Source organism: Pirellulimonas nuda, assembly GCF_007750855.1.
Taxonomy (GTDB): domain Bacteria; phylum Planctomycetota; class Planctomycetia; order Pirellulales; family Lacipirellulaceae; genus Pirellulimonas; species Pirellulimonas nuda.
On the sequence record NZ_CP036291.1, the window covers coordinates 1,011,101 to 1,035,951 of the forward strand.

Annotated in this window: 24 protein-coding genes; 7 read left to right on the forward strand and 17 right to left on the reverse strand. The window is 65.6% G+C overall.

Annotation, left to right across the window (positions count from 1 at the left end; translation table 11 throughout):
* The first annotated feature begins 82 nt into the window (after window positions 1–82).
* Window positions 83–472 carry an S-adenosylmethionine decarboxylase gene (gene speD / locus Pla175_RS04320; RefSeq protein WP_197527262.1) on the forward strand — a complete coding sequence of 130 codons (390 nt, stop codon included), beginning with the start codon at window positions 83–85 and terminating at the stop codon, window positions 470–472.
* The gene (locus Pla175_RS04325) at window positions 469–915 is read left to right on the forward strand and encodes an SET domain-containing protein (RefSeq protein WP_145281465.1); all 447 of its coding nucleotides are present in this window, start codon (window positions 469–471) and stop codon (window positions 913–915) included. Before speD ends, Pla175_RS04325 begins: the two co-directional genes overlap by 4 nt.
* A gap of 71 nt (window positions 916–986) precedes the next feature.
* Here Pla175_RS04325 and Pla175_RS04330 read toward each other — a convergent pair whose 3' ends face one another.
* The 9 genes from Pla175_RS04330 to Pla175_RS04370 form a co-directional block, all read right to left on the reverse strand.
* Window positions 987–2,186, reverse strand: a complete 1,200-nt coding sequence (locus Pla175_RS04330) for a glycosyltransferase (RefSeq protein WP_145281466.1) — start codon at window positions 2,184–2,186, stop codon at window positions 987–989.
* Window positions 2,162–3,697: an MGH1-like glycoside hydrolase domain-containing protein gene (locus tag Pla175_RS04335; RefSeq protein ID WP_197527263.1), complete on the reverse strand. Its 1,536-nt coding sequence runs from the start codon at window positions 3,695–3,697 to the stop codon at window positions 2,162–2,164. Before Pla175_RS04335 ends, Pla175_RS04330 begins: the two co-directional genes overlap by 25 nt.
* A gap of 219 nt (window positions 3,698–3,916) precedes the next feature.
* Window positions 3,917–5,059, reverse strand: coding sequence for a M24 family metallopeptidase (locus Pla175_RS04340; protein ID WP_145281468.1), 1,143 nt, complete (start codon window positions 5,057–5,059; stop codon window positions 3,917–3,919).
* A 113-nt stretch (window positions 5,060–5,172) separates the two neighbouring features.
* Window positions 5,173–7,248 (reverse strand): excinuclease ABC subunit UvrB, encoded by a 2,076-nt coding sequence (uvrB, locus tag Pla175_RS04345; protein ID WP_145281469.1) that lies wholly within the window; start codon window positions 7,246–7,248, stop codon window positions 5,173–5,175.
* A gap of 73 nt (window positions 7,249–7,321) precedes the next feature.
* Window positions 7,322–8,032 carry a DUF2231 domain-containing protein gene (locus Pla175_RS04350; RefSeq protein WP_145281470.1) on the reverse strand — a complete coding sequence of 237 codons (711 nt, stop codon included), beginning with the start codon at window positions 8,030–8,032 and terminating at the stop codon, window positions 7,322–7,324.
* A gap of 91 nt (window positions 8,033–8,123) precedes the next feature.
* Window positions 8,124–8,699 (reverse strand): NAD(P)H-dependent oxidoreductase, encoded by a 576-nt coding sequence (locus Pla175_RS04355; RefSeq protein ID WP_145281471.1) that lies wholly within the window; start codon window positions 8,697–8,699, stop codon window positions 8,124–8,126.
* A gap of 24 nt (window positions 8,700–8,723) precedes the next feature.
* Window positions 8,724–9,119: a ComEA family DNA-binding protein gene (locus Pla175_RS04360; RefSeq protein WP_145281472.1), complete on the reverse strand. Its 396-nt coding sequence runs from the start codon at window positions 9,117–9,119 to the stop codon at window positions 8,724–8,726.
* A gap of 6 nt (window positions 9,120–9,125) precedes the next feature.
* The gene (locus tag Pla175_RS04365; protein WP_145281473.1) at window positions 9,126–9,488 is read right to left on the reverse strand and encodes a winged helix-turn-helix domain-containing protein; all 363 of its coding nucleotides are present in this window, start codon (window positions 9,486–9,488) and stop codon (window positions 9,126–9,128) included.
* A 133-nt stretch (window positions 9,489–9,621) separates the two neighbouring features.
* Window positions 9,622–10,479 (reverse strand): hypothetical protein, encoded by an 858-nt coding sequence (locus tag Pla175_RS04370; protein ID WP_145281474.1) that lies wholly within the window; start codon window positions 10,477–10,479, stop codon window positions 9,622–9,624.
* A gap of 128 nt (window positions 10,480–10,607) precedes the next feature.
* Between Pla175_RS04370 and Pla175_RS04375 the strand changes: the two genes are divergently transcribed.
* Window positions 10,608–11,894 carry a glycosyltransferase gene (locus Pla175_RS04375; RefSeq protein ID WP_145281475.1) on the forward strand — a complete coding sequence of 429 codons (1,287 nt, stop codon included), beginning with the start codon at window positions 10,608–10,610 and terminating at the stop codon, window positions 11,892–11,894.
* Between the two features lie 35 nt (window positions 11,895–11,929).
* Window positions 11,930–12,472: a type 1 glutamine amidotransferase domain-containing protein gene (locus tag Pla175_RS04380; protein ID WP_145281476.1), complete on the forward strand. Its 543-nt coding sequence runs from the start codon at window positions 11,930–11,932 to the stop codon at window positions 12,470–12,472.
* A gap of 525 nt (window positions 12,473–12,997) precedes the next feature.
* Here Pla175_RS04380 and Pla175_RS04385 read toward each other — a convergent pair.
* The 4 genes from Pla175_RS04385 to Pla175_RS04400 all read right to left on the reverse strand — a co-directional run bounded on the left by Pla175_RS04385 (window position 12,998) and on the right by Pla175_RS04400 (window position 17,055).
* The gene (locus tag Pla175_RS04385; RefSeq protein WP_145281477.1) at window positions 12,998–14,464 is read right to left on the reverse strand and encodes a PEP-CTERM sorting domain-containing protein; all 1,467 of its coding nucleotides are present in this window, start codon (window positions 14,462–14,464) and stop codon (window positions 12,998–13,000) included.
* Between the two features lie 292 nt (window positions 14,465–14,756).
* Window positions 14,757–16,172 carry a sulfatase gene (locus tag Pla175_RS04390; protein WP_145281478.1) on the reverse strand — a complete coding sequence of 472 codons (1,416 nt, stop codon included), beginning with the start codon at window positions 16,170–16,172 and terminating at the stop codon, window positions 14,757–14,759.
* Window positions 16,173–16,267: 95 nt separating this feature from the next.
* A complete protein-coding gene (locus tag Pla175_RS04395) occupies window positions 16,268–16,774 on the reverse strand; it encodes a GNAT family N-acetyltransferase (protein WP_145281479.1) in 507 nt (168 codons plus the stop codon).
* Window positions 16,771–17,055: a type II toxin-antitoxin system TacA family antitoxin gene (locus Pla175_RS04400; RefSeq protein ID WP_145281480.1), complete on the reverse strand. Its 285-nt coding sequence runs from the start codon at window positions 17,053–17,055 to the stop codon at window positions 16,771–16,773. Before Pla175_RS04400 ends, Pla175_RS04395 begins: the two co-directional genes overlap by 4 nt.
* 140 nt (window positions 17,056–17,195) lie before the next feature.
* On the opposite strand from Pla175_RS04400, the gene Pla175_RS04405 reads away from it, so the two are divergent.
* The 3 genes from Pla175_RS04405 to Pla175_RS04415 are packed head-to-tail and all read left to right on the forward strand — an operon-like array spanning window position 17,196 to window position 18,311.
* Window positions 17,196–17,639 carry a DUF6932 family protein gene (locus Pla175_RS04405; protein WP_145281481.1) on the forward strand — a complete coding sequence of 148 codons (444 nt, stop codon included), beginning with the start codon at window positions 17,196–17,198 and terminating at the stop codon, window positions 17,637–17,639.
* Window positions 17,636–17,836 (forward strand): hypothetical protein, encoded by a 201-nt coding sequence (locus tag Pla175_RS04410; protein WP_145281482.1) that lies wholly within the window; start codon window positions 17,636–17,638, stop codon window positions 17,834–17,836. The genes Pla175_RS04405 and Pla175_RS04410 overlap by 4 nt, the downstream gene beginning before the upstream one ends.
* 25 nt (window positions 17,837–17,861) lie before the next feature.
* Complete coding sequence (locus Pla175_RS04415; RefSeq protein WP_145281483.1) at window positions 17,862–18,311, forward strand: hypothetical protein; 450 nt, start codon at window positions 17,862–17,864, stop codon at window positions 18,309–18,311.
* 149 nt (window positions 18,312–18,460) lie between these two features.
* Here Pla175_RS04415 and lpdA read toward each other — a convergent pair whose 3' ends face one another.
* From lpdA to Pla175_RS04435, 4 genes are all read right to left on the reverse strand, one after another.
* Entirely contained in the window at window positions 18,461–19,849 is a 1,389-nt protein-coding gene (gene lpdA, locus Pla175_RS04420; protein WP_145281484.1) for a dihydrolipoyl dehydrogenase, read from the reverse strand.
* 80 nt (window positions 19,850–19,929) lie between these two features.
* Complete coding sequence (locus Pla175_RS04425) at window positions 19,930–20,316, reverse strand: GxxExxY protein (RefSeq protein ID WP_145281485.1); 387 nt, start codon at window positions 20,314–20,316, stop codon at window positions 19,930–19,932.
* A gap of 79 nt (window positions 20,317–20,395) precedes the next feature.
* Window positions 20,396–21,715 (reverse strand): 2-oxoglutarate dehydrogenase complex dihydrolipoyllysine-residue succinyltransferase, encoded by a 1,320-nt coding sequence (odhB, locus tag Pla175_RS04430; protein WP_145281486.1) that lies wholly within the window; start codon window positions 21,713–21,715, stop codon window positions 20,396–20,398.
* A gap of 129 nt (window positions 21,716–21,844) precedes the next feature.
* Entirely contained in the window at window positions 21,845–24,700 is a 2,856-nt protein-coding gene (locus Pla175_RS04435) for a 2-oxoglutarate dehydrogenase E1 component (protein WP_145281487.1), read from the reverse strand.
* Window positions 24,701–24,851: the final 151 nt, after the last annotated feature.

Sequence of the window (24,851 nt, forward strand, 5' to 3'; positions counted from 1 at the left end):
CCCGCGTACCCCCATGGCTGTGACCGCCGCGCCTGGCTGCGCGGTCGGTCCTTTCCGCATTTCCCCTAAGGTACCCCAACGGATGATTGCAGAGCGTGAGTACCGCCTCATTGAGCATCAAGGCGAGCCGCACTACGGCAAGCACCTGATCGCCACGGCGCTGGGCTGCAACGACAGCCTGCTGTCGATCGAGAGGCTCTATGAGTTTCTGGTTCAGATGGCCGACGACATCGACATGGTCCGCTTCGGACCGCCGATTGTTGCTCGGTTCGGGACAGGGATCGGCGTCGGGGTCTCGGGCGTTCAGCTCATCGAGACCAGCGCGATCATGTTCCATACCAACGACGCCCACCGCGACATGTACCTCGACGTCTTTAGCTGTAAGGACTACGAGGAAGAAACGGTGCGGAGCGTTCTTGAGTCGTATTTTTCCCCCCAGTCCGTAACCTGTGAGGTGCTGTACCGGAAATGAGAATCTACCCTAACCACCTAGCCCAAGTGGCGAACGAGCCACGCGGCGAGGACTTCCGCGTAGTGAATGTGGATGGCGAGCGTGGTCAGGGGGTTCTGGTGCTGCGGGAGTATCGCAGCGGGGACGTCCTGTTCCGGATGAACGGCACGCTTTCCAGGAAGATGACGCTGCACTCGTTGCAGATGGCGCCGGGGCTGCACCTGGACGACCCGTACTTTGCGGGCAAGGTGCTGCACTGCTGCGAACCCAATTCGTGGCTCGACGTCAACACGAGGCTGTTCCATGCGGTCCGCGACATCGCCCCCGGCGACCTGCTGACGATGGACTACGACGAGACGGAAGACGTCCTCTTCCGCTCGTTCGAGTGCCGGTGCGGCGCCGAAGGCTGTCGTGGCCTGGTCGCCGGTCGGCACGCGAGGACGCCGGCTTCTGTCGCGGGTTAGCCCAAGACGGGAGCGGTGAATTGAGTTGAAAACCACGGGGCCGCGGCGCTCGCCGCGGCCCCGTGTTTGTTTTATGCATCTTGGAAGGCCTGTTCGTAGATCTGCAGGAGCTTTCGGCACGTCGTGTCCCAGCCGAAACGCGTTTCAACGTGCCTGCGTGCGCGGGCGCCCATCGCCCGCCGCTGGTCGGCGACGCGCAGGATGTTGTCGGCCATCGCCCGCGCATCGCCAACCGGGCCCAGCAGCCCGAGCCCCTCGGGGACGCGCTCCACGAGCGCCCCGCCCGCTACCCCAACCACCGGCAGCCCACACGCTTGGGCCTCGACCACGGAGAGGCCGAAGGTTTCGTGCGGTCCGGCGGTTACGTAGATGTCTGCCGAGGCCAGCACGCGTGCCAGGCGACCGCGATCGCTTTCGTAGGGGAGTACGATCAGGCGCGCGTCCCGCTTGGAGCGCACCTCCAGCTCCTCGCGCAGCGGCCCTTCTCCCATCAACACCAGCGCTGCGTCGAACCCGGCGGGCAGCATCTCTAATGCGTCGACGAGTAAGTGGACTTGTTTTTCTACATCGAGGCGCCCGGTGAAGATCAGCACCAGCGTGTGGTCGTCAACGCCCAACAGCGCCGCCCGTTCTTCGCTTCGCTTCTCCGGGCTGAAGACGTCGAGATCGACCCCCAGCGGCAGCACGCGGACTTCCTCAACCCCGTACTCCCGCAACCGGCCGGCCTGCGCTTCCGAGGCGGCCAGGCGGATGTCGCACTGCTCGAACGCCGATCCCACGTACGCCTCTGCGCCACGCTCAGCGGCGTCGGCCAGTTTGTCTCCCACCCACTCCACTGCGCGGCTCCAGCCGTGAAACGCGTTGCGCAGCGGCCCGCCAACGTACGCCTCCGCAATATCGGTGTGGAAGTAGCCGCTAACCAACGGTCGACTTCCGATCTCGGCTCGGTCGCGTTGGTGTCGGAACGCGGCCCACGGCGCCACGTAGAAGCTCCCGAGTTCGATTACGTCTGGCAGCGACTCGGCAAGGGCGTCGCGGATTTTGTCCGGTCGTAAGAAGAACCGGTAGGGCTCGCAACCCGGCAGGATCGGGCTGGCAACCGTGTAGGTGGTGTTCCGCCCGTCGGACGCGCACTCGTCTGTTTCTCCTGGGATAATCAGAACGTGGTCGTGCTCGGTCTCGCTCCGAAGGAACTTCCGCTTGGCGTCGATATACGTGCGGATGCCGCCGCTGGTTTCGGTGTAGCTTAGAGTGATGTCGCAGAGTCGCATCGAATATCCCTCGCGTTGTTCCCTGCCGCTCCAATCGCCATCGCTTCGCCGAAAGGCGCGTCGAAGCGTTGTATCCCCGTGGCCGATCGCACCACGCCGCAGACGCCGCCGGCCGCGGTCCTTTCTACGGTGATCGCCAGCCCATAGGCAGGCAGACGAATCGAGAAAGCCATCCCGGCTAGCCTCTGCGGGATCAGCGGGCGGAGTTCGAGCGTCCCGGTTGCGCCTTCCCGGAGGCCGATGAGGTTCTCGATGACCAACGTATTCACCAGCCCCGACCACCCCACGAACTCAGATACGGGCTTTCCGCCGAGCGTAAACTGCTTCCATCGGTTTCCCTGTTTGCGGTGGAGCCTGCAAATATCGAACCGTTCGGGGTCGTAGAACTCGAAAACCCGCCGCTCGTTGGCAAAGGTCCGGTATACCCCTTCGCAGAGCCGAGCCGAAAGTTCCCCGGCCTCCTCGAGGCGCCCGTAGCGCTCCAGGCCTTGGATTACGGCAAACGCGGTGTTGATCCAGACAGGGCCGCGCCACATATCCAGAACGAAGTCTGGGCTGTCACGCGCCACCGAGGGCAGCGGGATGGGCGTCCCGAAACTCCGTGGGTCGACCGCGTGCTCAATCAACCGTCCAGCACGCTCATCGTCGGGCACGCCGGCCCACAGCGGCAGCAGCGCGGCGATTGTCTTGTGCCTGAGCAACTTGCCGCTGGCGACATCGCGGTCGTAGTAGAGGCCGTCCTCGTCGCTCCAGAGCAGCGCGTTCATGGCGTCGCGGATCTCTTCGGCCTGCTCGCTGAACCTCGCGGCCGCTTGGAGATCGTCGACCCGCCGGGCAATCTCTGCAAGAGACTCGTTCTGAAGCACCATGTACGCAGAGAAATCCGGCGACTCCATTGAACGAGTGTCTACAAAAGCGCTCTCGTCCCGGGAACTGAAGCGGGGGGAATTATCGATTCCAGACTCATAGGGGTGCGCCCACGCATAGAGGCCGTGCTGCGTCCTGCGATTCCCGTTGAGCCACTCGTTGTAGTCGCGAAGGTGAGGATAGGCCCGCGACAAGACCGCCAAGCCCTCCGCGTCTCCTAGAGGACAGCAGCGCAACAACGACCATGCCAGCAATGGGGGCTGCGTGTACTTCGACGAAACAAAGTCGGCCACAACGTGCTGCATTCGAGCCCCGTCTCGCAGTTCAAGCACAGCTAGGATTGCGTCCCTGGCCGCCTCCGGCTCCCACAACCGCCAGACCTGCGCAATGAAAGCGGAATCCCATAGATAAACGCCCTGGAACGCGGGCGCTGGGTGAGCGTAACGGACGCTCGATAGCACGTCGGGCGCATTCAGGTTTAGCAACAGTGTAGCGTTGACCGCTGCGAACCCGTTGTCCCATAGAGAAGCAGCTTCGTTTGGCCCAGAGACATGAAGGGCCGGCGGTTGGCGTGACACTCCCTTTTCTTGCAGCACGCGATTAGGAAACTCAATCGGGATTGGATCGTGCTTGCGGCCCAGCATGTGCGACCAGAACACCATATCCCACCCGTAGCGCCACACCCGATTGAACCGTGAAGCAAACCGTGCAACCCGCCCCGAACGAACGCGGACGTAGCTGAGCAGTTTCCTCAATCCGGCGGTCAGGAACGACACTTAGCCCTCTGGTTGGTCGTCAGATATCCGACGTCAATGGCGTGCAAGATCTACGCCAAAGTCGACGGCGCCAGCTACCCCGTACGGCTACGCCCCGAAGGGCGAGTCGATTGCGGGGCTCGGCTGGGTAAACCAAACGGCGCCGGAGTCCGTGACATAGAAATGGTCCTCCAGCCGAACGCCTAGCTCGCCGTAGACGCAGATCATCGGCTCGATGCTGCCCACCATTCCGGGCGCCAGCGGGAGATTGTTGCCACGGACCATGTAAGGGCGCTCGTGGATGTCCATCCCCAGGCCGTGACCGGTGCGGTGCGGCAGCCCGGGCGTGCGGTAGTCGGGGCCAAGGCCGTGCCGCGTAAGTACAGCGCGGGCCGCGTCGTCCACCGCGGAGCAGGGGACCCCGGGTTGGATCACGGCGAAGGCCGCCTGTTGGGCTTCGCGTTCGATGTTCCATACTTCGCGTTGGCGCGCCGAAGGATCGCCGAACACGTAGGTCCGCGTCATGTCCGCGTGGTATCCGTGCACGGTGCAGCCGGTGTCAACAAGCACGGTGTCGCCCTCCGCGAGCGATTGCACGCCGTCCGGTCCGTGCGGAAACGCCGTCGAAGGACCGAAGGCGACGATGCAGAACGTGCTGCCATCATCCGCGCCCGCTGCGCGGTGCAGACGGTCGATCTCGCCAGCGATGTCGGTGGTCCTAACGCCGGGACGCAGCGACTGGTGCGTTTGCCGATGGACGTCGAGAGTAAGGTTCATCGCGTAGCGGATGATCTCGATTTCGGCCGCACTCTTGTGCATCCGGCAGCCCGACACGACCGGGACGGCGTCGGCCCATTCGATCGATGGCGCCGCGGCCGCGAGGCCGCGGACGAACGCGTAGGGAGTCGTCTCTTCGAGCCCCACGCGCTTTGCGTTCAGGTCGCTCAACAGCCCCGCAACTACTTCAAACGGCGACTCGTCTTCCTGCCAAACCCGCACCTCATCGCCGATGGAAACCAGTTGTCGGACCTTCGGCTCCTCAAACGCGGGCGCCACGAAGCGCGGGGGCCCCTCAGCCGGCAGCACCGCCGCCAGCAGCCGCTCGCTGAGCGACCACCGCACGCCGGTGAAGTAGCGCAGGCTCGTGCCGGCGGGGAGCAGGAGGGCGTCGAGGTTGTAGTCGCGCATCAGTCGCTGCGCGCGTGCGATGCGGGCTTGGAGTTCGGTCGAGGAGATAGGCAGCGGTCTCATGGTTTGCTTAAATCCTGTGCCTTTTCGACTATTGGCCTTGCTGCCTTGTCGTCTTTGCTCCGGCGGGCAGAGCCCGTCGGCTGCTGGCTGCTTGAGGTGGGAACCATTTGCGGCTAAACCCCTTTGTTCGGTTTCGGAACCCGTGCGCCACCCTTTCCCTTCCGCCCACGCTTCGACCCCCCCTTCTTGATTTGGCTCTCGACCGCGTCGACGCTCTGGCCGATGCTTTCGCGCATCTTGCCGATACGGTCGCGGATGGTCGCGGCCCGCTCGAACTCCATCTGGTCGGCTGCTTCGTACATCTCTTTTTCCAGCTCGGAGATGTACTCCTCGGTGACGTAGCGGGTCTCGTCGTTGCGACCAACCGCGGCGTTTGCGCGGGCGTGGGCAGACGCCTCCTGTTCGATCCCCATGCGGATCGCCTTCTTGATCGTTTCGGGCGTGATATTGTGCTCTTTGTTGTACTCTTGCTGCAGCGTCCGGCGTCGATCTGTTTCATCCATCGCCCGCTGCATGCTGCCGGTTACCTTGTCTGCGTAGAGGATGACCCTCGCGTTCACGTTCCGGGCCGCCCGACCGATCGTTTGCATCAACGAGGTTTCGCTCCTTAGGAAGCCTTCCTTGTCTGCGTCGAGGATTGCCACCAGCGACACTTCGGGGAGGTCGAGCCCCTCGCGGAGCAGGTTGACTCCCACTAATGTTTCAAACAGTCCTTGCCTCAGGTCACGCAGCAGCTCGACCCGTTCGAACGCGTCCAGCTCTGAGTGCAGCCACTTGCACTTGACCCCTTGTTCTGACAGGTAATGAGACAAGTCTTCGGCGAGCCGCTTGGTGAGGGTCGTAACCAAGGTTCGTTCGCCCACCGCGGCGCGCTTACGGATCTCTTCGAGCAAGTGGGGGACCTGGCCGCGTGCGGGGACGACCTCGATCACGGGGTCCAGCAGCCCCGTGGGACGAACGATCTGCTCTACCACCTCGCCGCCGGACTGCTCCAGCTCGAAGTCGGCCGGAGTCGCCGAGACGTAGACCACCTGCTTGGCCTTGGCCCGCCACTCTTCGAACTTCAGCGGGCGGTTGTCCAGCGCGCTCGGTAGGCGGAAGCCGTGCTCCACCAGCGTCCCTTTCCGGCTCCGGTCGCCGTTGTACATGGCGCCGATCTGCGGGACGGTGGCGTGCGACTCGTCGATGAACAGCAGGTAGTCGTCCGGGAAATAGTTGAAGAGCGTAGACGGCGTCTCGCCAGAAGGCCGGCCGGAAAGGGGCCCGCTGTAGTTCTCGATGCCGGGGCAGTAGCCCATCTCTAGCAGCATCTCGATGTCGTATCTTGTGCGGGCGTTCAGGCGTTGGGCTTCGAGCAGTTTGCCTTGTGACTTGAACAGTTCGAGCCGATCCGCCAACTCAAAGCGGATCCGCTGAACCGCCGCCTCGACCCGTTCCTCGGGCAACACAAAGTGCTTGGCTGGGTAGATGTAGATCTGCTGGAGAGTGTCGATGACCTGCCCAGATGTCGGGTTGATAATGCTGAGCTTTTCAACCTCGTCCCCCCAAAACTCCATCCGATAGGCGAACTCCTCGTAGGCGGGCCACACCTCAACGCTGTCTCCCCGCACACGGAACTTGCCCCGTTGCGGGTCGAGGTCGTTCCGCTCGTACTGCACATCGATCAGCCGGGCGAGCACCTCGTCGCGGTCGACCACGTCCCCGACTGTCAGGCCGACCATCATCGCCTTGTAGTCCTCGGGCGACCCCAGGCCGTAGATGCAAGAAACGCTCGCCACCACGATCACGTCCCGCCGGCTCACCAGGTTGCTGGTGGTGGCCAGGCGGAGGCGGTCGATTTCTTCGTTGATCGAAGAGTCTTTCTCGATGTAGATGTCCCGCTGGGGGATGTACGCCTCGGGCTGGTAGTAGTCGTAGTAGCTAACGAAGTACGAGACCGCGTTGTTGGGGAAGAAGTCGCGGAACTCGCCGTAGAGCTGGGCTGCGAGCGTCTTGTTGTGGCTCAGCACCAACGTCGGGCGTTGGAGCTGCTGGATGACGTTCGCCATGGTGAACGTCTTGCCGCTGCCGGTGACCCCCATCAGCACCTGCTGGTCTCGGCCGCTCTTGAGGCCTGCGACGAGCTGCTCGATGGCCGCTGGCTGGTCGCCCGCGGGCTGGAATTCGCTGTGGAGCTGGAATTGAGGCATTCAGCGATTATAGGGGGCGGTTGCCCGGAACCCAGCCTACCCGCGCGTGGGACGCGAGGACCGGCCGAGACTCTCAGCTAGCTGGCGCCGGTTCCGCGGCGGCCTCTGCCGGCGTTTCGGCGCCTTCCGATCCGCTTTCTTCGACGGACTCTGCCGCCGGCGACTCCGGCGGCGACTCCGGCGGCTCAGCCGGGCTTTCGGCCGGCTGCTCGGCCTCTTCTGCTTCGCTATCGTCGGCTGCGTCATCTGCTTCGCTATCTGCTTCGACTGGTTCTTCCTCGGGAAGCAGGGCCTTCACGCCGAAGCGATGAACCAACTCGCCTCCAGAATGCGCCGCGTTCGCCAAGTAGCCCAACGACGGCGCCCAAACGAGCAGAACCGCCAACTGTGGGATGACGCGCCCACGCCAACCCGACGAGAGCGAGCCCGTCGCAAGCACAATGGCGTACAACACGGTCAACCCGGTGAAGATATTCCGGGCCAGCTCTGTCTGTTCGCCATGCGCCTGTGCGGCGAAGTCGGCTTCTTCGTAGAGTTCCCAGTCGTCCATCGACATCGTCTGGTCCATCACGCTGTAGGCCGCTTCGCCGGAACTCGTCGCGACCCAGGCGCTGGCCGTCCCCAGCACCATGAGCACAAGCGCCCCGATCGAGAACCCGCGGCGTGGAAACAGAATGCCCAGCAGCACAAACAGCGGCGCGACCATCAGCAGGGCGATGGGGAAGTGAACCACCAACGGGTGGATGCCATCCCAGCTCGGGAGCGGGGGAGGAAGGATCTGCATCAGAACGCCTCATTCAGTCGCGGAAACCAGTCGCCGGTCGATGGCCTCTAGTAGAACAAATCTGTCGTCCAGGGGCGATGCCAGCCGGTGTTCAGCGCCCCGCGGCGCCCATCTTGTGAACCTTGGCGAGCCAGCCCTCGCGTCGGTGATCGGAAACCGCCTCGGCCATGCCGAAATACGCAACACGGATCGGCTTGAACCCACAAAACCCCAGCACCATTCCCCGCAGCGATCGCACCGGCGCGTCGCCGTACGCGAGCCGGCCGTACCAGCGTGGGGTCGCGGCGGTGAGGATCATCCTTGCGCTCCTGCCGGCCAGCAGGCGGTCCCACCAGGGCCCCTTCTCATGGAACTTGAACGCGAAGCCCGGCAGGAGGGTACGGTCAAAGAATCCCTTGAGTTGCGCCGGCGTCGAACCCCACCAAACGGGGTACACAACCACCAGGTGCTCGCACCAAGCGATGTCTTCTTGGGCCTGGGCTAAGCACGCCTCGAGCGGCTGGTTGCGGTCGTACCCGCGGTGCAGCGTCGCGTCGAAGTCCAGCTCGCGCACCGCGATCCGGCGCGTTTCGTGGCCCGCGTCGGCTGCGCCGTCCTCGTACTGACGTGCGAGCGCGGCGCAAAAGCTCGACGCGGAGGGGTGGCCGTCGAGGATGGTGATGCGCATGGGGGTCGTCCGGGGTCCGAGTCGCTAACGCGCAGCCACCATCTCGTCGTCCGGGAGGGGCGCCAGGTAGCGCCGCACTCCCGCCAGCGTGCGTGGGCCGATGCCCGGCACGCGCTGCAGGTCTTCCGCCGATCGGAACGGACCGTGTTGATCGCGTGTCGCGACGATCCGCTTGGCTAGCACCGGGCCGACCTTGGGGAGCTGAGCCAGCTCCCCCCAGTCCGCCGTGTTCACGTCGACTACAAACGCGTACCGAAGCGGCCCGGCGTGGTCGATATCTACCAGGTCGCCACGCAGTCCGCCGCGGGCCGCCCACCACCACGCCATGCTGGCGATGGCTAGGCATGTCAGCGAGGCCAACACCCACTGGTCGCGCGGGTGCAGCAACGGCTTTCGTTCGCGATCGCCCGGGGGGGTCATCGGGCGTTAGCGGACGCTCACCTTCATCGTGCGGCCGAAAGTCTCGAAAGCGAGCTTGTCTTCGCGGGCGAGCCACCCCACCGCGGCCAGCACCAATTCGGCCGACACCGGGCAGGCCTGCTTGAGGGCCGCTAGGGTCAGCGGGCCTTGGTCCGCCAGGGCGCCCCAGACGTGCCCCGCGGCGTCGCCGATTTGCTCGGTCGAAATCGCCGGCGCCGCTGGCGCCTTGGCTACCTTCTCCTTGGCCGCTACCGGCTTGGCCGCGGGCTTCTTGGCGGCGGCCTTCTTGGGCGCCTTCTTTGCCGGGGCTTTGGTCGTGGGGGCGGGGGCGCTGGCTGCGCCGTTGGTGGCGGCTTTCTTCTTGGCCATGGCAGGGCTCTTCGTCGCGGTCAATCGGGTGGGAAGCGGGGGCTGGTATCATAACCCGGGTAGGGGTCGGTTCCAAATGGGCGCCTGAAAAAGGGAAGGATTCCTTGATAACCGGACCTCGTGTTGGCGGGGCTCACCCCGTCGACAACGCGGGGGCGACCACGCTGTACAGCACGTACACCAGCAGCAGCCCCCACCAGCCGATCGCCACGTTAGGCGGCGGCTCGTAGCCCAGCACGTTGGCGATCAGCCCCGCCAGGGCCACCAGACCGATTAGCATCGCCAGCACCTGGGCGCCGCCGGTCACGACGATCAGCCCCAGCAGCAGGGGCGTTACCGTCATGGCGATCATCAGGTGCTTCAGCGAGAACTGAAGTCGGACGGGCACTTTCTCGTCCGGCTCGTCGTCTAACTCTTCGCCGATCTCTTCCTCGATCTCGGCTTCGCTCAGCCCGTCCGCGACGCCCTGGCGGCGGATGCGGTCGGCCCGGCGCATGCGGTCCGCCCGCCGTTCGCGGGCCCGCTCCTGCCACGAGATGTACAGGTGCCCCGTCACCAGCAGCATGAAGGTGAGCGTGATCGCCGCGACCGCGGCGCCCTGCAGCTTGGCCAGCGAGATAAACACCGCGATCAGCCCGGTGGCGATCAGCAGGTGCTTGATCTGGAACCGGTACTGGAATCCCTCGTCGGGAAGGTTCAGCGGGTCGTCTTCCAGCCGTTTATAGGCGTCGTTGATGTCGATCGCGGCAGACGCTTTGCGGATGTCGTGCTCGGCGCGTAAGCGTTCTCCCTCGATGATCGCCTGGTCGGGGGCCTCCAGCTCGTACTCGTCGCCATCCTCTGCGTCGGCGTCCAGCCACGCGTCCGCCGGCGGGCGGGTCGGCGCCAGGTCGGGGGCGCGGGGCGCTGGCTCGTCGTCGGCCATCAACTCGAAGTCGTCGCCGTCGTCTTCGGGAACTCGGTCGGGTCCGGTGCTGTTAGGAAGCGGCATGTATATCGGTCCGTGGTGTCCGGCGGTCGAACGCTCAGCCGAGAAGGCATACACTTCTCTTTCCGAGCCCGTCCTCTATTCTAGTTATCTTCGGTCACGCCCACGCCCCAGGCAACCGCGACGCACCCATGCGCCTCATCCTCTCCGGCCTGGGAAGCTACGGCGACGTTTTCCCGATGATCGGCCTGGGCGCCGCGATGCAGCGCCGCGGCCACGGCGTCACGCTGCTGGCCAACCCGTACTTCCGCAGCAATGTCGAATCGGCCGGCCTGACGCTCGCCCCTTTCTCTACCGAAGCAGAGTACCTCCGGCTGACGCAGGAGCCCGACCTCTGGCGCCCCCGCGGCGGCATGCAGGTGATCTTCCGCGAGTCGATGCAGCAGCTCCGGCCGCTGGTTGAGCAGGTCCGCGGCATGGTGGCTTCGTCGTCTGAGCCCGCGGTGCTGGTCGCCCACCCGCTGGATATGGCGAGCCGAATCGTTTCCGAGCAACTCGGCACGCCGCTGGTGGCGGTGGCGTACGCGCCGATGGCGCTCTGGAGCCGCCAATCGCCGCCAAGGCTCGCCGGGGTCTGGGTCGGGCGCGGCACCCCCAAGTGGCTGCTGGACGCCCAGTTTTGGTTGGGCGAGAAGCTGTTGGTCGAACCAACCGTCCGCCGCCCGCTGAACCTGCTGCGTGCTGAGCTAGGCCTCCCGCCGATCGGCCGCGTGTTCCCCGAGTGGTGGTACCGGGCCGACCACGTGCTGGGGCTCTTCCCCGAGTGGTTTGCGACCGCCTCGGGGGAAGACCTGCCGGGCGACTGGCCCCAGAACCTCACCCTGGCCGGCTTTCCGTTTTGGGATGGTCCGATCCCGGCCGACGGCGCCCAGCGGCCGCCGCTTCCCGCCGAGGTCGAGGCTTGGCTGGCGTCCGGCGATCGCCCCATCGTTTTCGCGCCGGGCACCGCCAACCGCGCCGCGGGGCCCTTCTTTCGGGCCGCCATTGACGCCTGCGCCAGGCTCGGCCGGCGTGGGGTGCTGCTGACCAAGTACGCCGAGCAACTCCCCGACCCGTTGCCAGACCACGTACGCAGCTTCGAGTTCGTGCCGCTGAGCCTGTTGCTGCCGCGGTGCGCGGCCCTGGTGCACCATGGCGGCATCGGCACCACCTCGCAGGGTCTTGCCGCGGGGATCCCCCACCTGGTGCAGCCGATGGGTTTCGACCAACCCGACAACGCCGAGCGCCTCGCGCACTTGGGGGTCGGCGACTCGCTCCGCCCCGCCCGGTTCACCGGCGCGCGGGTTGCGGCTAGGCTCGACGCGTTGCTGAGTTCCCGCACCGTGCCCAAGGCGTGCGGCAGGCTCGCCGAGCGGTGCCGAGAGAACGACCCCTTTGCCGCCGCGTGCCTGTGCCTGGAGTCGCTCGCGGGATCGTAACCCGACCCTTCAATCCACTGGCCCCGAGCCCCTTCATGCCCCAGAAACTGCCGCTGTCCGGAATCCGTGTGCTCACGTTCGTGGGAGACATCTACGAAGACCTGGAGCTGCTCTACCCCAGGTTGAGGCTGATCGAGGCGGGCGCCGAGGTAGTGGTGGCCGGCGAAAAGGCCGGGGCGACCTACGCCGGCAAACACGGCTACCCCTGCGCCGCAGACGTCGCGATCGCCGACATGAAGAGCGACGACTTCCAGGCCGTGGTGGTCCCCGGGGGCTTCATGCCGGACAAGCTCCGCCGCGACCCCAAGGTGCTGTCGCTGGTGCGCGAGATCGCGGACGCGGGCAAGCCGGTCGCCGCGATCTGCCACGGCGGCTGGATCCCCATCTCGGCGGGGGTCTACAAGGGGGTCCGCGTGACCGGCTCGCCCGGCATTAAGGACGACCTGGTAAACGCCGGCGCGGTGTGGGAAGACGCCCCCGTGGTGGTCGACCGCCACTTCATCTGCAGCCGCAAGCCAGACGACCTGCCGGACTTCTGCCGCGCGCTCATCGAGATGCTGGCCGGCTCGCACGCGTAGCCCCGCTTCGGGAATGCCGGTGTCTGGGCGCCCCGCGGGCGCTAGGAGCGTACGCGGACGTGTCCAGTCGCGCCGCGGGCTTGTTTTGTAGGGGCGGACCGCTGCGGCGCGGTCGCATCGGTGGCCACGCAGTCGTGTTTTTGGCGGCTTTTTGGGGGCGCCGAGTTTTGTCCGGTTGCTGGGCTGCTGGCGGATCGATTTTCGGACAAAACCCTCCCCCTGCGGCAGTCCGCGTTCGTATTCCCCGGGGTTTCCGCAGTGACGCTGCGCGGGCTCGGCGGACCGGCCGACCGGAGGGGGAGCGATCGACGTTCGGGTGGACACCTCGGGGACAAAACTCTGCGCGGTTGTTCGTGGCTTCATCCCCGCATTATCCCCGATCGATCCGGGGCCGCGCGGGCCATTCTTAGCCACCGGCGATTTTGCTCGTTGGGCCGCGAAAACGCTCACCCTGCGCGAAAAAAAAGGCAGGCGTCCCGCGGTGCGGAACGCCTGCCCTAGATCAGTGGTCGATTAGCGTATGCCCTAGCTGCGGCGACGCCGCACGAGGGCCAGTCCGCCCACCGCCAGCAGCACCAGCGTGCCCGGTTCGGGCACGGCGGCGACGTCGAAGCCGGAGCCGGTGAGGAAGAACGCCCCCATGTCAAAGTACTGCGCGGCGTTGAAGGCGGACGAGTCTTGCTCGTGACCGCCGAAGCTGCCGACCTTGGCGAAGTACGAGCCGGCGCCGAGCAATTCCGAGTAGGAAACAAACAGCGTGCTCACGTCCTCCATCCCCATGCCGACCATGGTCCCCATCGCGTCGAACACCATCAGCGTGCTACGCAGCGTGCCGACGCCGTCGGCCACGCCGGCCGTCAAGAAGTCGGTGCTGTTGTTCACGGTCAGGCTGATCGCGTCGCCGCCGTCGGTGTAGAAGGAGAACCAGTCTTCGGTGTAATTCGAGGCGCCGATCGGGGCCGGGTTCGCCTCGCTCAGCGGCACAATCACTCCCTTCGAGGACGAGGAGGTGACGTCAATCACGCTGCCAACCAGCGGCAGCTCGGTAGCGGCGCCCAGCGAGTGGCCGATGCCGTCGTCGATCAGGTGCAGGTTGACGGCGCCCGCGCGTCCGTTGCCCGCCACGTTGATTGACAGCATCAGTTGGACGTCGTTCTGGACGGTCTGCACGTCGTCCGGGTGGGTGTCGCCGACGCGCCAAGTGACGCGCTGACGGTCCGACGCTTGGCCAATGATGGGGACGTAGGTCCCGGGGTCGGGGCCCGCGGCGTCGTCGCCGAGCGAGTACTCGTTAACCAACGTCGAGCCCGTCCAGTCGCCCTGGTGGTAGAGGCCGAACGAGTGGGCGTTCTCATGGGCAGAGATGGCGCCGATGTAGTCGCCGTTGATCACACCCGCCGTGGCGGCGCCCGCTTGGGCTTCGCTGAACATCCAGTTGGTGTGCTGACCCGGGCCGCCCGCGACCCCCGCAACCACGCCAATGCCGGGCGAAACGCCGTCCGCACCGTCGTCGAACCACTTGCTCTCCGCGGTCAGCTCGCCCGGGCCGTAGTCGGCCGGGTTGCGGATCTGGGAGCCCACGACCGTGTGCATCAGGTTCGGGGTCGCGTCGTAGTACGCTTGCCGCTGGGCGTCGGTCGCGCCGGGGCCGAGAGCAGCAATCGCCGGGTCGATGGTGGTGACGTTGACGTTGAACCCAATGTACGACTGGGCGGTCCGGCTCCAGATGTTCTTGATCTGTTCGACTTCGGCGGCGTCGAAGGTTTCGGCACTGGTCCTGTCGTTCACTCCCAGCGTGAGGCCGGGGGCGGTGGCGTGGTCGTACCAGAGGCCGTCGTAGTCGAATCCGGCGACGTTCAAGTAGATCGTGTACTGGGCGCCGGGGCGGCTGCTGAGCTGCGGGACGCTGGCAGCGAGCTGTGCAAGCAGCGAGCTTGCGGGAAACAAAAGAAGCGCGGCGAATACGCCGGCGCGCACCAGTCTACAAAGCATTAGACAACCCCCACCCAAAGAAAGATAATCCGCCCTCTACCCCCGGCCGTCAGCGAGAAACGCCAAGACGATAACCCGGCTCGGGTTTCCGCAGAGTAGCTGCGCCTTTGGAAATTTGCAAGGGAATCTCCGATTCTTCCTTGCGGATTGCCCCAGGCGCCACAGCCCGGATCCTTGGGCGAGCCGTCGGCGTCAGCCGCCGGAGGGATTTCGGAAAAACAACCGTGTGGCCGGGGTGGGCGCTGCCGCCAAAGCCTCCGGCGGCTGACGCCGACGGCTCGCCCCGGGGGGGCTACATGTTCTCGGGGGGCTCGGGCTGAAAGTGCTCTGCGTTCTGCTTGGGGAGCGACTGGGCGAGCCGGGCCTTCACCCGGGCGTACGCCGGGTCGCTGGCCAGGTTTTTCCACTCGTTGGGGTCCGTCTGGTGGTCGTACAGCTCCTCGCCGCCGTCGCGGTAGTGGATGTAGCGGTAGCGGTCGTCCTGCACCGCGTGGTTGTCTTTCCAGTGAGTGACGAGCGCGGGATAGGGCCAGTCCGAGCCCGGGTCGCGCACCAGCGGCGCCAGGCTGCGGCCGTCGAGGTCGTCGCGCGGGGGGAGGCCCGTCAGTTCGAGGAGGGTGGGGTAGATGTCGATCAGGCTCACGGCGCTGGCGCACCGGCCCCCCGCTTCGGAAACATTCGGCGCGTAAACCACCAGCGGCGTGCGGCTGGTCTGGTCCCAGAGGGCGAACTTCGACCAGTGGTCCTTCTCCCCCAGGTGCCAACCGTGGTCGCCCCACAGCACCACGATGGTGTCGTCCGCGTTCGGCCCCGCCTCGAGCGCATCGAGCACATGGCCCACGCAGGCGTCGGCGAACGTCGCGCAGGCCAGGTAGGCGTGGACCGCGTCGCGCCAGTGGCCGGAGGCCTTGATCACAGGAAAATCGAGCCGCGCCAGGCGTCGGCCCATCGCCGGCACGTCGTCCAGGTCGGTCTCTAGGTAGGGGGGGAGCGTCACGCCCGCCAGGTCGTGGGCGTCAAAGAACTCGGCCGGGGCATACCAGGGGAGGTGAGGGCGGTAGATGCCGCACGCCAGGAAGAAGGGGCGGTCGTGCTCCTGCGAGAGGAGCTTGGCGGCGGTCTCGGCGGTCTGCCAGTCGCCGGTCTGCTCCTTCGGTTGGTCGATGGGCCCCCAGTCGAGCGCGTTGTTAAAGAACGCACTGGTGGTGAACTTGCCGCGCATGCCGTGTTGGAAGCGGCGCTGCTCCGGCGGGTTCGGGGCGCCGACCGCATTGCTGTACTGCTTGTCCCAAGACTGCCGGTCGCTCATCCGCCCGCTCGGCTGGTGGAACACCTTCCCCCCGCCCCAGGCGGCGTACCCCTGCCCGGCGAAGTACTGCGGCAGCGTCACCCAGTCAACGTAGTCCGGGTGGTCGCGGAACCAGCCGTTGTTGCAGTAGACGCCCGTGGTGCTGGGCCGTAGCCCGGTGAGCAGCGCGGTGCGCGACGGGTTGCACAGCGGCGCCGCGGCGTGGGCGTTCTCAAACAACACCCCACGGGCGGCAAGGCGATCGATGTTGGGCGTCTTGGCCTGCGGGTGCCCCCCCATGCAACCGACCCAGTCGTTGAGGTCGTCGATGGCGATCATCAGGACGTTGGGGTGCGTGGCGGCCGAGGCGGCCGACGCGGCGAGCAGCAGGAGGACGAACAGGAGTGTTCGCGAGGCCATGGCGGAGGGCTCCGACGAGAAAAGCGCTGAGAAAGTGGTTCGGGGTCGGATGAAAGTATAGGCGACCATCGGCGGGGGGGGCCACGGCATCAGGCCTACTGACCGGCGAGCTTTTGCACCGCGTCTGACAACGGGAGGAACAGGGTACGCGGCGTGCCCGTGAGGGGTAGGAAACCGTGATGAGCGTAGAAGGCGGCCGCGGTTGCGTCTCGCGCATCAACCACCAGTGCATGTACACCGAGGCCCGCAGAGCAAGCCCGCTGGACGGCATCGACCAGCAGGGCGCCCCCCAGGCCTCTCCCCTGAAAGCCCTGATCGATCGCGAGACGACCCACACGCGCGGTTGGGACGCTTGGATAGCGGGGAAGCCGCTTGGCCGCCGCGATGGGGAGATCGTCGAGCAAAACGCTGCTAGCCGAAAGCGTGTAAAAGCCGGCGACTCGGTCGGCGCCATTCTCAAGCAGCAGGTAGCAGGCCGCGATGCGCCGGCGTTCGTCCTGGCCCGCTTGCTTTAATAGGTAGCGGTCGAGTTCCGGGGCGCCGCTGTCGAACCCGTCGCGGCGCTGTTTCGCAAGCCGCTCGACGCGGAAGGGCGCGCTCACGACGGTTCGATCAGCTTACGGCGGTTCTTGGCTGCCCGCTTGAGCGCAGCAACCGGCTTGGCCGGCGCCAGCAGCGCCTCGGCGAAACGCTGTTGGTCTTTGAGCGACAGCCGGATGAGGTCGTGGTTGGCGATCGCCTGCTCGGCCGCGGCGCGGGCCGAGCTGACGACAAAGTCGGAAACGCTACGCCCCTGCAGGGCCGCCGCGCTGCGCAGCAAGTCATACACCGACTCTGGGAGCCGGGCTTCGAGGCGGGCGGTTTTTGATTCTGGGGCGGACATATCTCTATGGCTAGTGTACGGCGGAATGCCGGCTTTCGTCAATTCATGTCCAAGGCGACCGCGCCTGTTGAATGAACTTGCTAGCTCTTTCAAATCGCTGTGTGGTATTATCCGTTAGTAGCCGTCACGGGAAGGGATTGATGGAATTAAGCGAGAATCAGATTCCGGAGTTCCGCTCCGATGGCTACCTTCCCGAAGGGCTCTATGTCGCGACGGAAGCCGAGGTGTCATTTCGATTTGGCGGGACGGGGCGGCGGCGACGGCTAGTGCTTCGGGTGCGTCGGTGGATTGAGTTAGCCCGGGAAGTGGAAGCCAAACGGATGCTCATCGACGGCAGCTTTATCACAGCCAAGTCGGAACCAGATGACGTAGACGCTGTCGTTTGGCTTCCCTTAGATTTCGAGTCGCAGGTCGCGACCGGTTCAGAGGGCGCAACCGAACTTGAACAGATGCTGCTGACGCGCCGCCCGGAAGAGCTTTTCGCGGCCGAAGACGAGACGGACTGGCAGGAATGGATCAAATTTTTCAGCCGGACGCGCGAGGCCGACGGCAGACGAAAGGGACTAGTTGAGGTAGCGCTATGATCGCGACGCCGATCCAGTATGAGAAAGCACAGGAAGAACTACGAGACCTTGAGCAGCGTCTTGCGGTGCTGCAACGGTCGAACCCGGTCGGATCGAAGGGCTTCACGAAGGCCGGCGTCCGCAAGATGATCGCACGGCTGCACGAAGAGCTGGCCGTGTTTGAGGGGAGCGAGGAAGCGCGACGATCGGAAACCTAGCCGGAAGCCACGTGCTCCACTGTCCATGAACTTCCTGTCCGATCAATCTTGTGTTCAATGGCGCGTCGATCGCGGTTATCCCAGCTCTCCGCCGGAAGGTCGACCAAAGCCACGTTCGGTAGAATTGCAGTCGCCGCCATTCCATTCTGTCGATTTCGTGCTGCCGCAAGATTCTGGCCGACGGGTTTGGCTGACGCGTCAGCTGCTCTCATGCATCGATTCTCAGACCTCGACTCTTTACTGGCTCGACGATTGGCTGGTTTGGGAGTCTCACATTCCGCTCTTCGACCGCTTTCGACAATCGCTTGGTGAAACTCGACCGCTGATCGAAACGCCAGGGCACTTGTCGGAGCCCTGCGAGCGGGACGACGGGCTGTCGATCCTCGTCATGTCGATGCTTTTCTCTTGGGACTGCGGCGTCTTTTCTTCATCGGGGCGGGACGCCTTGTTTGTGTCCCACGACGAGTGGGGCTGATTCGCGAGTCGGGACGAAGCAACCGCCCAGTCGGCGCGAGCGATGCTGGAGACGTAGGCCTCAAAGTCGCCCGTTGTCGTTCATCTATTCAGATTGCAGCGCTAGCCCTGCCTTCGGGCTGCTGACGCCGGCGGCTCGCCATCGGTGGCCTACGCGTGCAGCGCCCGGCCATCCACCGCCAATGCAGCTTCCTTGAGCACCTCGGAAAGCGTGGGGTGCGCATGACACGCACGGGCCAGGTCTTCCGCGCTGGCGTGGAACGTCATCGCCGTGGCGGCTTCGGCGATCAGGTCGCCCGCGCGGGGGCCGATGATGTGCACGCCCAGCAAGCGATCCGTCTCGGCGTCGGACAGCACTTTGACGAAGCCGTCGGTCTGGTTCAGCGCGCGGGCGCGGCCGTTGCCGCGGAAGTGGAAGACGCCTTTTTTGTACGCGATGCCCGCTTCCTTGAGCTGCTCTTCGGTCTGTCCGACCGCGGCGATCTCGGGGTGGGTGTAGGCGACGCTGGGGATGGCGTTGTAGTCGACGTGGCCGTGGCCGGTGGCGATGATTTCGGCGCAGGCGACCCCTTCTTCCTCCGCCTTGTGGGCCAGCATCGGGCCACGGATGACGTCGCCGATGGCGTAGACGTTCTCGACGCTGGTGCGGAAGTGGTCGTCGACCTCGATGCGGCCGCGGTCGTCGGTCGCCAGGCCGATGGCTTCGAGGTTGAGCCCCGCGGTGGTGGCCATCCGGCCGGCGGCGACCAGCACGCGGTCGCACTCGATGGGCTCCGCGCCCTCGATCTCGACGGTGCACGTGTTCTTTTTCACCGAGACGCCGGTCACCTTGGTCCCGAGCTGGAACGAGAGCCCCTGCTTCTTGAACAGCTTCTGCGCCTCGGCGGCCACCTCGGCGTCGGTGCCGGGGAGGATGCGGTCGAGGTACTCCAGCACGGTCACCTTGGCGCCGAGCCGGCTCCAGACGGCGCCCAGTTCGAGGCCGATGTACCCCGCGCCGATCACTACCAGGTGCTTGGGGACCTCGGGGTAGGAGAGCGCCTCGGTGCTGGTGCCGATGCGGTCGCCGTCTGTCTCTACGCCGCGCAGCTTTGAGGGGACGCTGCCGGTGGCGATCAGGATGTGTGTGGCCTGGAGCTTGGTCCGCTTGCCATCGGCGTCTTCGACATCCACCCGGCCGGGGCCGGCAAAGCTGCCCGTGCCAAGATAGCGGGTGATCTTGTTCTTCTTGAGAAGGCCATCGATCCCTTTGGTCAGCGCATCGACCACGCCGTCCTTGCGCTTAAGCATCGCTTCGAGGTCGAGCGACAGCTTACCCACCTTGATGCCGTGCTTGCTAAAGCCGCCGGCCGCCTCGGCGTAGATCTCGCTCGATTCCAAGAGCGCCTTGCTGGGGATGCACCCCACCCGCAGGCAGGTGCCGCCGAGCTTAGGTTCCTTCTCGATGCAGGCGACATCCATCCCAAGCTGCGTCGCGCGGATAGCCGCGACATACCCGCCGGGCCCGGCGCCGATGACGATAAGATCGTGTTGCTGCATCGTTACGTTAGATTTACCACAGAGGCACGGAGGGCACAGAGACGGACGGAGACGGAAAGGAAAAAACTGGGAGGGTGAGGCTAGACAACTCGGCGTATGATTCCGTCTTTCAAGAGGGCAACATTAAAGTTGATGAGCAAGCCTACTCGTTTACCGGAGAGTCGGAGGTACGTTAGCAGTTGAGCTTCGTGAACGCTGTTGAGTTGTTCGATGCTCTTTAGTTCTAGAATGACTAACTCTTCTACGACGATATCGAGACGATAGCCAGCTTCCAGTAGATGGCCTTTGTAGCTAACTGGTAGTGGTACTTCGACAGCGAAAGCAATCCCACTCGAGGCAAGCTCTCTGCACAGGCAAACCTGATAAGCCGACTCCAAAAGTCCAGGCCCAAGGTGCTTGTGAACCTCGATCGCGGCGCCAATGATCTTTTCCGTCAGTTCCGAGTGCGGATAAGCAACCGGAGACACAGAGCATTCCTCATCATCCTTTTCTTTCTTTCGTCTCAGTCCGTCTCAGTGCCCTCCGTGCCTCCGTGGTTAGCCGTCGTCAAACCTCGATCAACATCCGCGCCGGTTCTTCGATCGCTTGCTTGATCTGCTTGAGGAACGTTACGGCGCCTTTGCCGTCGACGATGCGGTGGTCGTAGGTCAGCGCGAGGTACATCATCGGGCGGATGACGACTTGGCCGTTCAGGGCGATGGGGCGTTCCTGGATGGTGTGCATCCCCAGCACGCCGCTCTGGGGCGGGTTGACGATGGGGGTTGAGAGCAGCGAGCCGTAGATGCCGCCGTTGCTGATGGTGAAGGTGCCCCCCATCATCTCGTCGACCTTGAGCTGCCCCTTGCGGGCCCGGCCGGCGAAGTCTTCGATGGAGCGCTCGATGTCGGCGAAGCTGAGGCGGTCTGCGTCGCGCAGGACGGGGACCACCAGGCCCCCCTCGATGCCGATGGCGATGCCGATGTCGTAGAAGTTCTGGTAGACCAGCTCGTCGCCGTCGATGCGGGCGTTCAGCTCTGGGCAGCTCTTGAGCGCCTCGACGGCCGCCTTGACGAAGAAGCCCATGAAGCCCAGCCGCACGCCGTGCCGCTTCTCAAAGGCGTCGCCGTGTTCTTTGCGGAGCTGCTTGATGGCCGACATGTCGGCCTCGTTGAAGGTGGTGAGCAGCGCGGCGGTCTTCTGGGCCTCGACCAGCCGGGCGGCGATCCGCCGGCGGAGCGGGGTCATCGGCCTGCGCTCTTCACGGGCGTCGGCGTTCTGGACGGGGGTGTGCCGGACCGTGACGGCAGGCGCGGGCTTCGACGCCGGCGCGGGGGGGGCTGATTTCTGGGGGGCCGGCGGCGTGGACCGCTGGGGCGCGGCGATGTGGCGGAGCACGTCTTCCTTGAGCAGCCGGCCGCCGGGGCCGGTCGCCTCGACCTGGCCGGCGTCGAGGTCGTTCTCGGCCAGCAGCCGGGCGGCCGCGGGCATGACGGCTGGTTCGGCGCCGCCGGTCTGCTTGGGCTCGGGCTGTTTTGGCGCGGGGGCTCGCTCGGCCTTGGGGGGCTTGGCTGGCGCCGACTTGGCGGGCGGCGTGCTGGCCGCCGGGGCCGCCGACCCGCCGCCGCCGGGCACGCGCTCGATCAACGCGATCACCTCGCCCACCTGCGCGGTGTCCCCCGATTGCTTCAGGATTCGTCGCAGCACCCCCGCCACCGGGGCGGGGGCCTCGAAGGTGGCCTTCTCGGACTCCAGCTCGACGATCTCTTCGTCACGCCCCACGGAGTCCCCCTCCTGCTTGTGCCACTGGCCGATGACAACCTCGGAGATCGATTCCCCGACTTCTGGCACTACGACCTCTTCCTCGGTCGACTCTACAGCTGCTGCCATGATGTTCCTTCGTTACGGCCCGTGGAGAGCCAACGGTAAAGTCTCTCGCAGAGGCGCAGAGACGCAGAGGACATTGAGTGAACGATTTTCTCCGCGTCTCTGCGCCTCTGCGAGAGACTTGGTTAGTGTCTACACGCCGAGCGCCTCGGCGATGAGGTGGTCTTGTTCCATCTGGTGCGACGTTTTCGAGCCCGTCGCGGGGCTGGCCGAGGCGGGGCGGCAGACGTCGGAGAAGGGGAACCGGCCGAAAAGCTGGTCACCCATCCGGATCCGCAGGTACCGCCAGGCGCCCATGTTCTCTGGTTCTTCCTGCACCCACACGGCGTGCGTGCCGTCGTGGTAGGGCTTGAGGCACTCGATCAGCTCCGCGGTGGGGAGCGGGTAGAGTTGTTCGACGCGCAGGATCGCGATGTCTTTGCGGTCGAGCTGCTCGCGCTTCTCGCGCAGCTCGTAGTAGATCTTGCCGGTGCAGAGCAGGATCCGCCGCACGGCCGCGGGGTTCTCGATCTCGCCGTCGGGGATCACGCGTTGGAACTTCCCCGCGGAGAGGTCTTCCATCGACGACACGCACTGCTTGTGCCGCAGCAGGCTCTTGGGGGTCATCACGATCAGCGGCTTACGCCAGGGGCGCACCACTTGCCGGCGGAGCACGTGGAAGAGCTGCGCCGGGGTCGAGGGGTAGACGACCTGGATGTTGTCCTCGGCCGCCAGCAGCAGGAAGCGTTCGAGCCGGGCGCTGGAGTGCTCGGGCCCCTGGCCCTCGAAGCCGTGCGGCAGCAGCAGCACCAGGCCGCTGAGGCGGCGCCATTTGTCTTCGGCGCTGGCGATGAACTGGTCGATCACCACCTGGGCGGCGTTGGCGAAGTCGCCGAACTGGGCCTCCCACACCACCAGCCCGTCGGGGCAGTCGAGGCTGTAGCCGTACTCGAAGCCCAGCACGCCCGCCTCGGAGAGGGGGCTGTTGTGGATCTCAACCGGGCCCTGGTCGTCGCTGAGCTCGGCCAGCGGCATGTACACCGAGCCGTTCTCGTAGTCGTGCAGGACCGCGTGGCGGTGGCTGAAGGTGCCCCGCTGGGCGTCCTGGCCGGTGATGCGGATGCGGACGCCATCGGCCGCCAGCGACGCCAGCGCCAACGCCTCGCCGGCCGCCCAGTCGAGCGGCGCCTTGCCGTGGGCCATCTCTTCGCGGCGTTCGGTGGCGCGGGCGATCTTGGGGTGGAGCTTGAAGTCCTCCGGGAAGGTCGCCTGGGCTTCGAGCAGCCTCACCAGCATGTCGTGCGGCACGTGGGTGTCGACGTCGGGCGCCTCGGACTCGGGCCCGCCGGTGTAGCGCTGCCAGTCGCCGCTGAGCATGTCGCGGCGGGGCACAAAGTTCTTGGCGCGCGACGAGGCCAGCTCGCGCTCGAGGTGCTGGTAGCGTTCTGCGACGATCCCCTCGGCCTCCTCGGGGCTGATGCCGCCGAGCTTCAGCAGGTGCTTCAGGTAGCTCTCGCGGACCGGCCGGTGGGCGTTGATCTCGCGGTACTGCATCGGCTGGGTGAACGAGGGCTCGTCCCCCTCGTTGTGGCCGCGGAGGCGGTAGCAGAGCATGTCGATCACCACGTCGCGCTGGAACTCGCGGCGGAAGTCCATCGCGAGCTGCAGCACCTGGGCGACCGACTCGGGGTGCTCGCCGTTGACGTGGAAGATGGGGATCTGCAGCATCTTCGCCACGTCGGTGCAGTAGACGCTGCTGCGTCCCTCGCTGGGGGTGGTGGTGAAGCCGATCTGGTTGTTCACCACCACGTGGATGGCGCCCCCCACGCGGTAGCCGGGCAGCTCGCTGAGGTTGAGCGTCTCTTGCACGATCCCCTCGCCGGCGAACGCCGCGTCGCCGTGCACCAGCAGCAGCAGCCCGCGGCGGCGATCATGGTCGCCGGCGTGGTCCTGCTTGGCCCGCAGCCGGCCCATGGCCACGGTGTTCACGAACTCCAGGTGGCTGGGGTTGAAGCAGAGCGACAGGTGCAGCTTGTGGCCCGAGCCGGTGACGAACTCGTTGGAGCAGCCCAGGTGGTACTTCACGTCGCCGCGGCCCACGTGCAGCTCGGGGTCGACGTCGGCAAACTCGCGGAAGATCTGCCGCGGGTCCTTGCCGCAGATGTTGGCCATCACGTTCAGCCGGCCGCGGTGGGCCATCCCCAGCACCACTTCTTCGGCGCCCTCGTCGCCGGCGCGTTCGATTGCCATGTCCAAGAGCGGGATCAGGCTCTCGGCGCCCTCCAGGGAGAAGCTCTTGGCGCCGAGGAACTTCTTCTGCACGAACTCTTCGAAGATCACCGCGTCGGTCAGCTTGCGGTGGATGCGGAGCTGCTGGTCGCGGCGGAGCTGGATGCGGTTCTGGCTCTTCTCCATGCGGAACTGCAGCCACTCGCGCACCGCCAGGTCGTCGATGTGCATGAACTGCACGCCGATGTACCGGCAGTACGTGGTCCGCAGCATGCTGATGATCTCGCGCAGCGGACGCTGCACGGGGCCCTCGGTGTTGCGGACGGAGAAGACGCGATCGAGGTCCGCCTCGCTAAAGCCGTAGTAGGCGGGGTCGAGTTCCGGCGCGTAGGGGCGGTCCTGCTTGAGGGGATCGATGCGCGCGGTGATGTGGCCGCGGACGCGGTGGTTGCGCACTAGCTGGTCGACCCGCTCCTGCAGGGCGACCCACTTCAGTTGGTCTTCGCCCCGCTCGTCGTAGTCCGTGTGCGCGCCCGACAGGGCGACATGCGGCGCCGGCGGTTGACGCGTCGGCTCTGTGGGGGGCGCCGCTAAAGCGGCCGGCGGCGGCGCTACGCCCTGGCCGGAGCCGTTGCCATTGCGGTGGGCGGGCGTCAACGCGAAGTCCTGGCCGTTCTCCATTTCTTGGAAAAACTGACGCCATTCTGTCGGGACCGACGCGGTGTCCGCCTGATAGTCGGCAAACAGCCGCTCGGCGTAACTCAGGCTCTGACTATTCATTACGGCGACGAGGCCACCGGGGGCTCGGAGTTTCTGGGGCGAGTCATCCGTGGCCCCTGGCTGCCGTGCATTATGCAGCATCACGCAGGGTTCTGGCAATCGGCGTGTGGCTGCGCAGAGGGGATGATTCGCTGCGCGAACGGGGACCCCG

Coding starts and splice junctions, on each gene's coding strand:
- Pla175_RS04385 (WP_145281477.1), bottom strand. CDS start 14,464: ATGCTTTGTAGACTGGTGCGCGCCGGCGTATTCGCCGCGCTTCTTTTG.
- Pla175_RS04365 (WP_145281473.1), bottom strand. CDS start 9,488: ATGGCCAAGAAGAAAGCCGCCACCAACGGCGCAGCCAGCGCCCCCGCC.
- Pla175_RS04325 (WP_145281465.1), top strand. CDS start 469: ATGAGAATCTACCCTAACCACCTAGCCCAAGTGGCGAACGAGCCACGC.
- Pla175_RS04400 (WP_145281480.1), bottom strand. CDS start 17,055: ATGTCCGCCCCAGAATCAAAAACCGCCCGCCTCGAAGCCCGGCTCCCA.
- Pla175_RS04415 (WP_145281483.1), top strand. CDS start 17,862: ATGAACTTCCTGTCCGATCAATCTTGTGTTCAATGGCGCGTCGATCGC.
- Pla175_RS04370 (WP_145281474.1), bottom strand. CDS start 10,479: ATGCCGCTTCCTAACAGCACCGGACCCGACCGAGTTCCCGAAGACGAC.
- speD (WP_197527262.1), top strand. CDS start 83: ATGATTGCAGAGCGTGAGTACCGCCTCATTGAGCATCAAGGCGAGCCG.
- odhB (WP_145281486.1), bottom strand. CDS start 21,715: ATGGCAGCAGCTGTAGAGTCGACCGAGGAAGAGGTCGTAGTGCCAGAA.
- Pla175_RS04380 (WP_145281476.1), top strand. CDS start 11,930: ATGCCCCAGAAACTGCCGCTGTCCGGAATCCGTGTGCTCACGTTCGTG.
- Pla175_RS04335 (WP_197527263.1), bottom strand. CDS start 3,697: ATGCTGGGCCGCAAGCACGATCCAATCCCGATTGAGTTTCCTAATCGC.
- lpdA (WP_145281484.1), bottom strand. CDS start 19,849: ATGCAGCAACACGATCTTATCGTCATCGGCGCCGGGCCCGGCGGGTAT.
- Pla175_RS04375 (WP_145281475.1), top strand. CDS start 10,608: ATGCGCCTCATCCTCTCCGGCCTGGGAAGCTACGGCGACGTTTTCCCG.
- Pla175_RS04355 (WP_145281471.1), bottom strand. CDS start 8,699: ATGCGCATCACCATCCTCGACGGCCACCCCTCCGCGTCGAGCTTTTGC.
- Pla175_RS04340 (WP_145281468.1), bottom strand. CDS start 5,059: ATGAGACCGCTGCCTATCTCCTCGACCGAACTCCAAGCCCGCATCGCA.
- Pla175_RS04360 (WP_145281472.1), bottom strand. CDS start 9,119: ATGACCCCCCCGGGCGATCGCGAACGAAAGCCGTTGCTGCACCCGCGC.
- Pla175_RS04330 (WP_145281466.1), bottom strand. CDS start 2,186: ATGCGACTCTGCGACATCACTCTAAGCTACACCGAAACCAGCGGCGGC.
- uvrB (WP_145281469.1), bottom strand. CDS start 7,248: ATGCCTCAATTCCAGCTCCACAGCGAATTCCAGCCCGCGGGCGACCAG.
- Pla175_RS04410 (WP_145281482.1), top strand. CDS start 17,636: ATGATCGCGACGCCGATCCAGTATGAGAAAGCACAGGAAGAACTACGA.
- Pla175_RS04390 (WP_145281478.1), bottom strand. CDS start 16,172: ATGGCCTCGCGAACACTCCTGTTCGTCCTCCTGCTGCTCGCCGCGTCG.
- Pla175_RS04350 (WP_145281470.1), bottom strand. CDS start 8,032: ATGCAGATCCTTCCTCCCCCGCTCCCGAGCTGGGATGGCATCCACCCG.
- Pla175_RS04405 (WP_145281481.1), top strand. CDS start 17,196: ATGGAATTAAGCGAGAATCAGATTCCGGAGTTCCGCTCCGATGGCTAC.
- Pla175_RS04435 (WP_145281487.1), bottom strand. CDS start 24,700: ATGAATAGTCAGAGCCTGAGTTACGCCGAGCGGCTGTTTGCCGACTAT.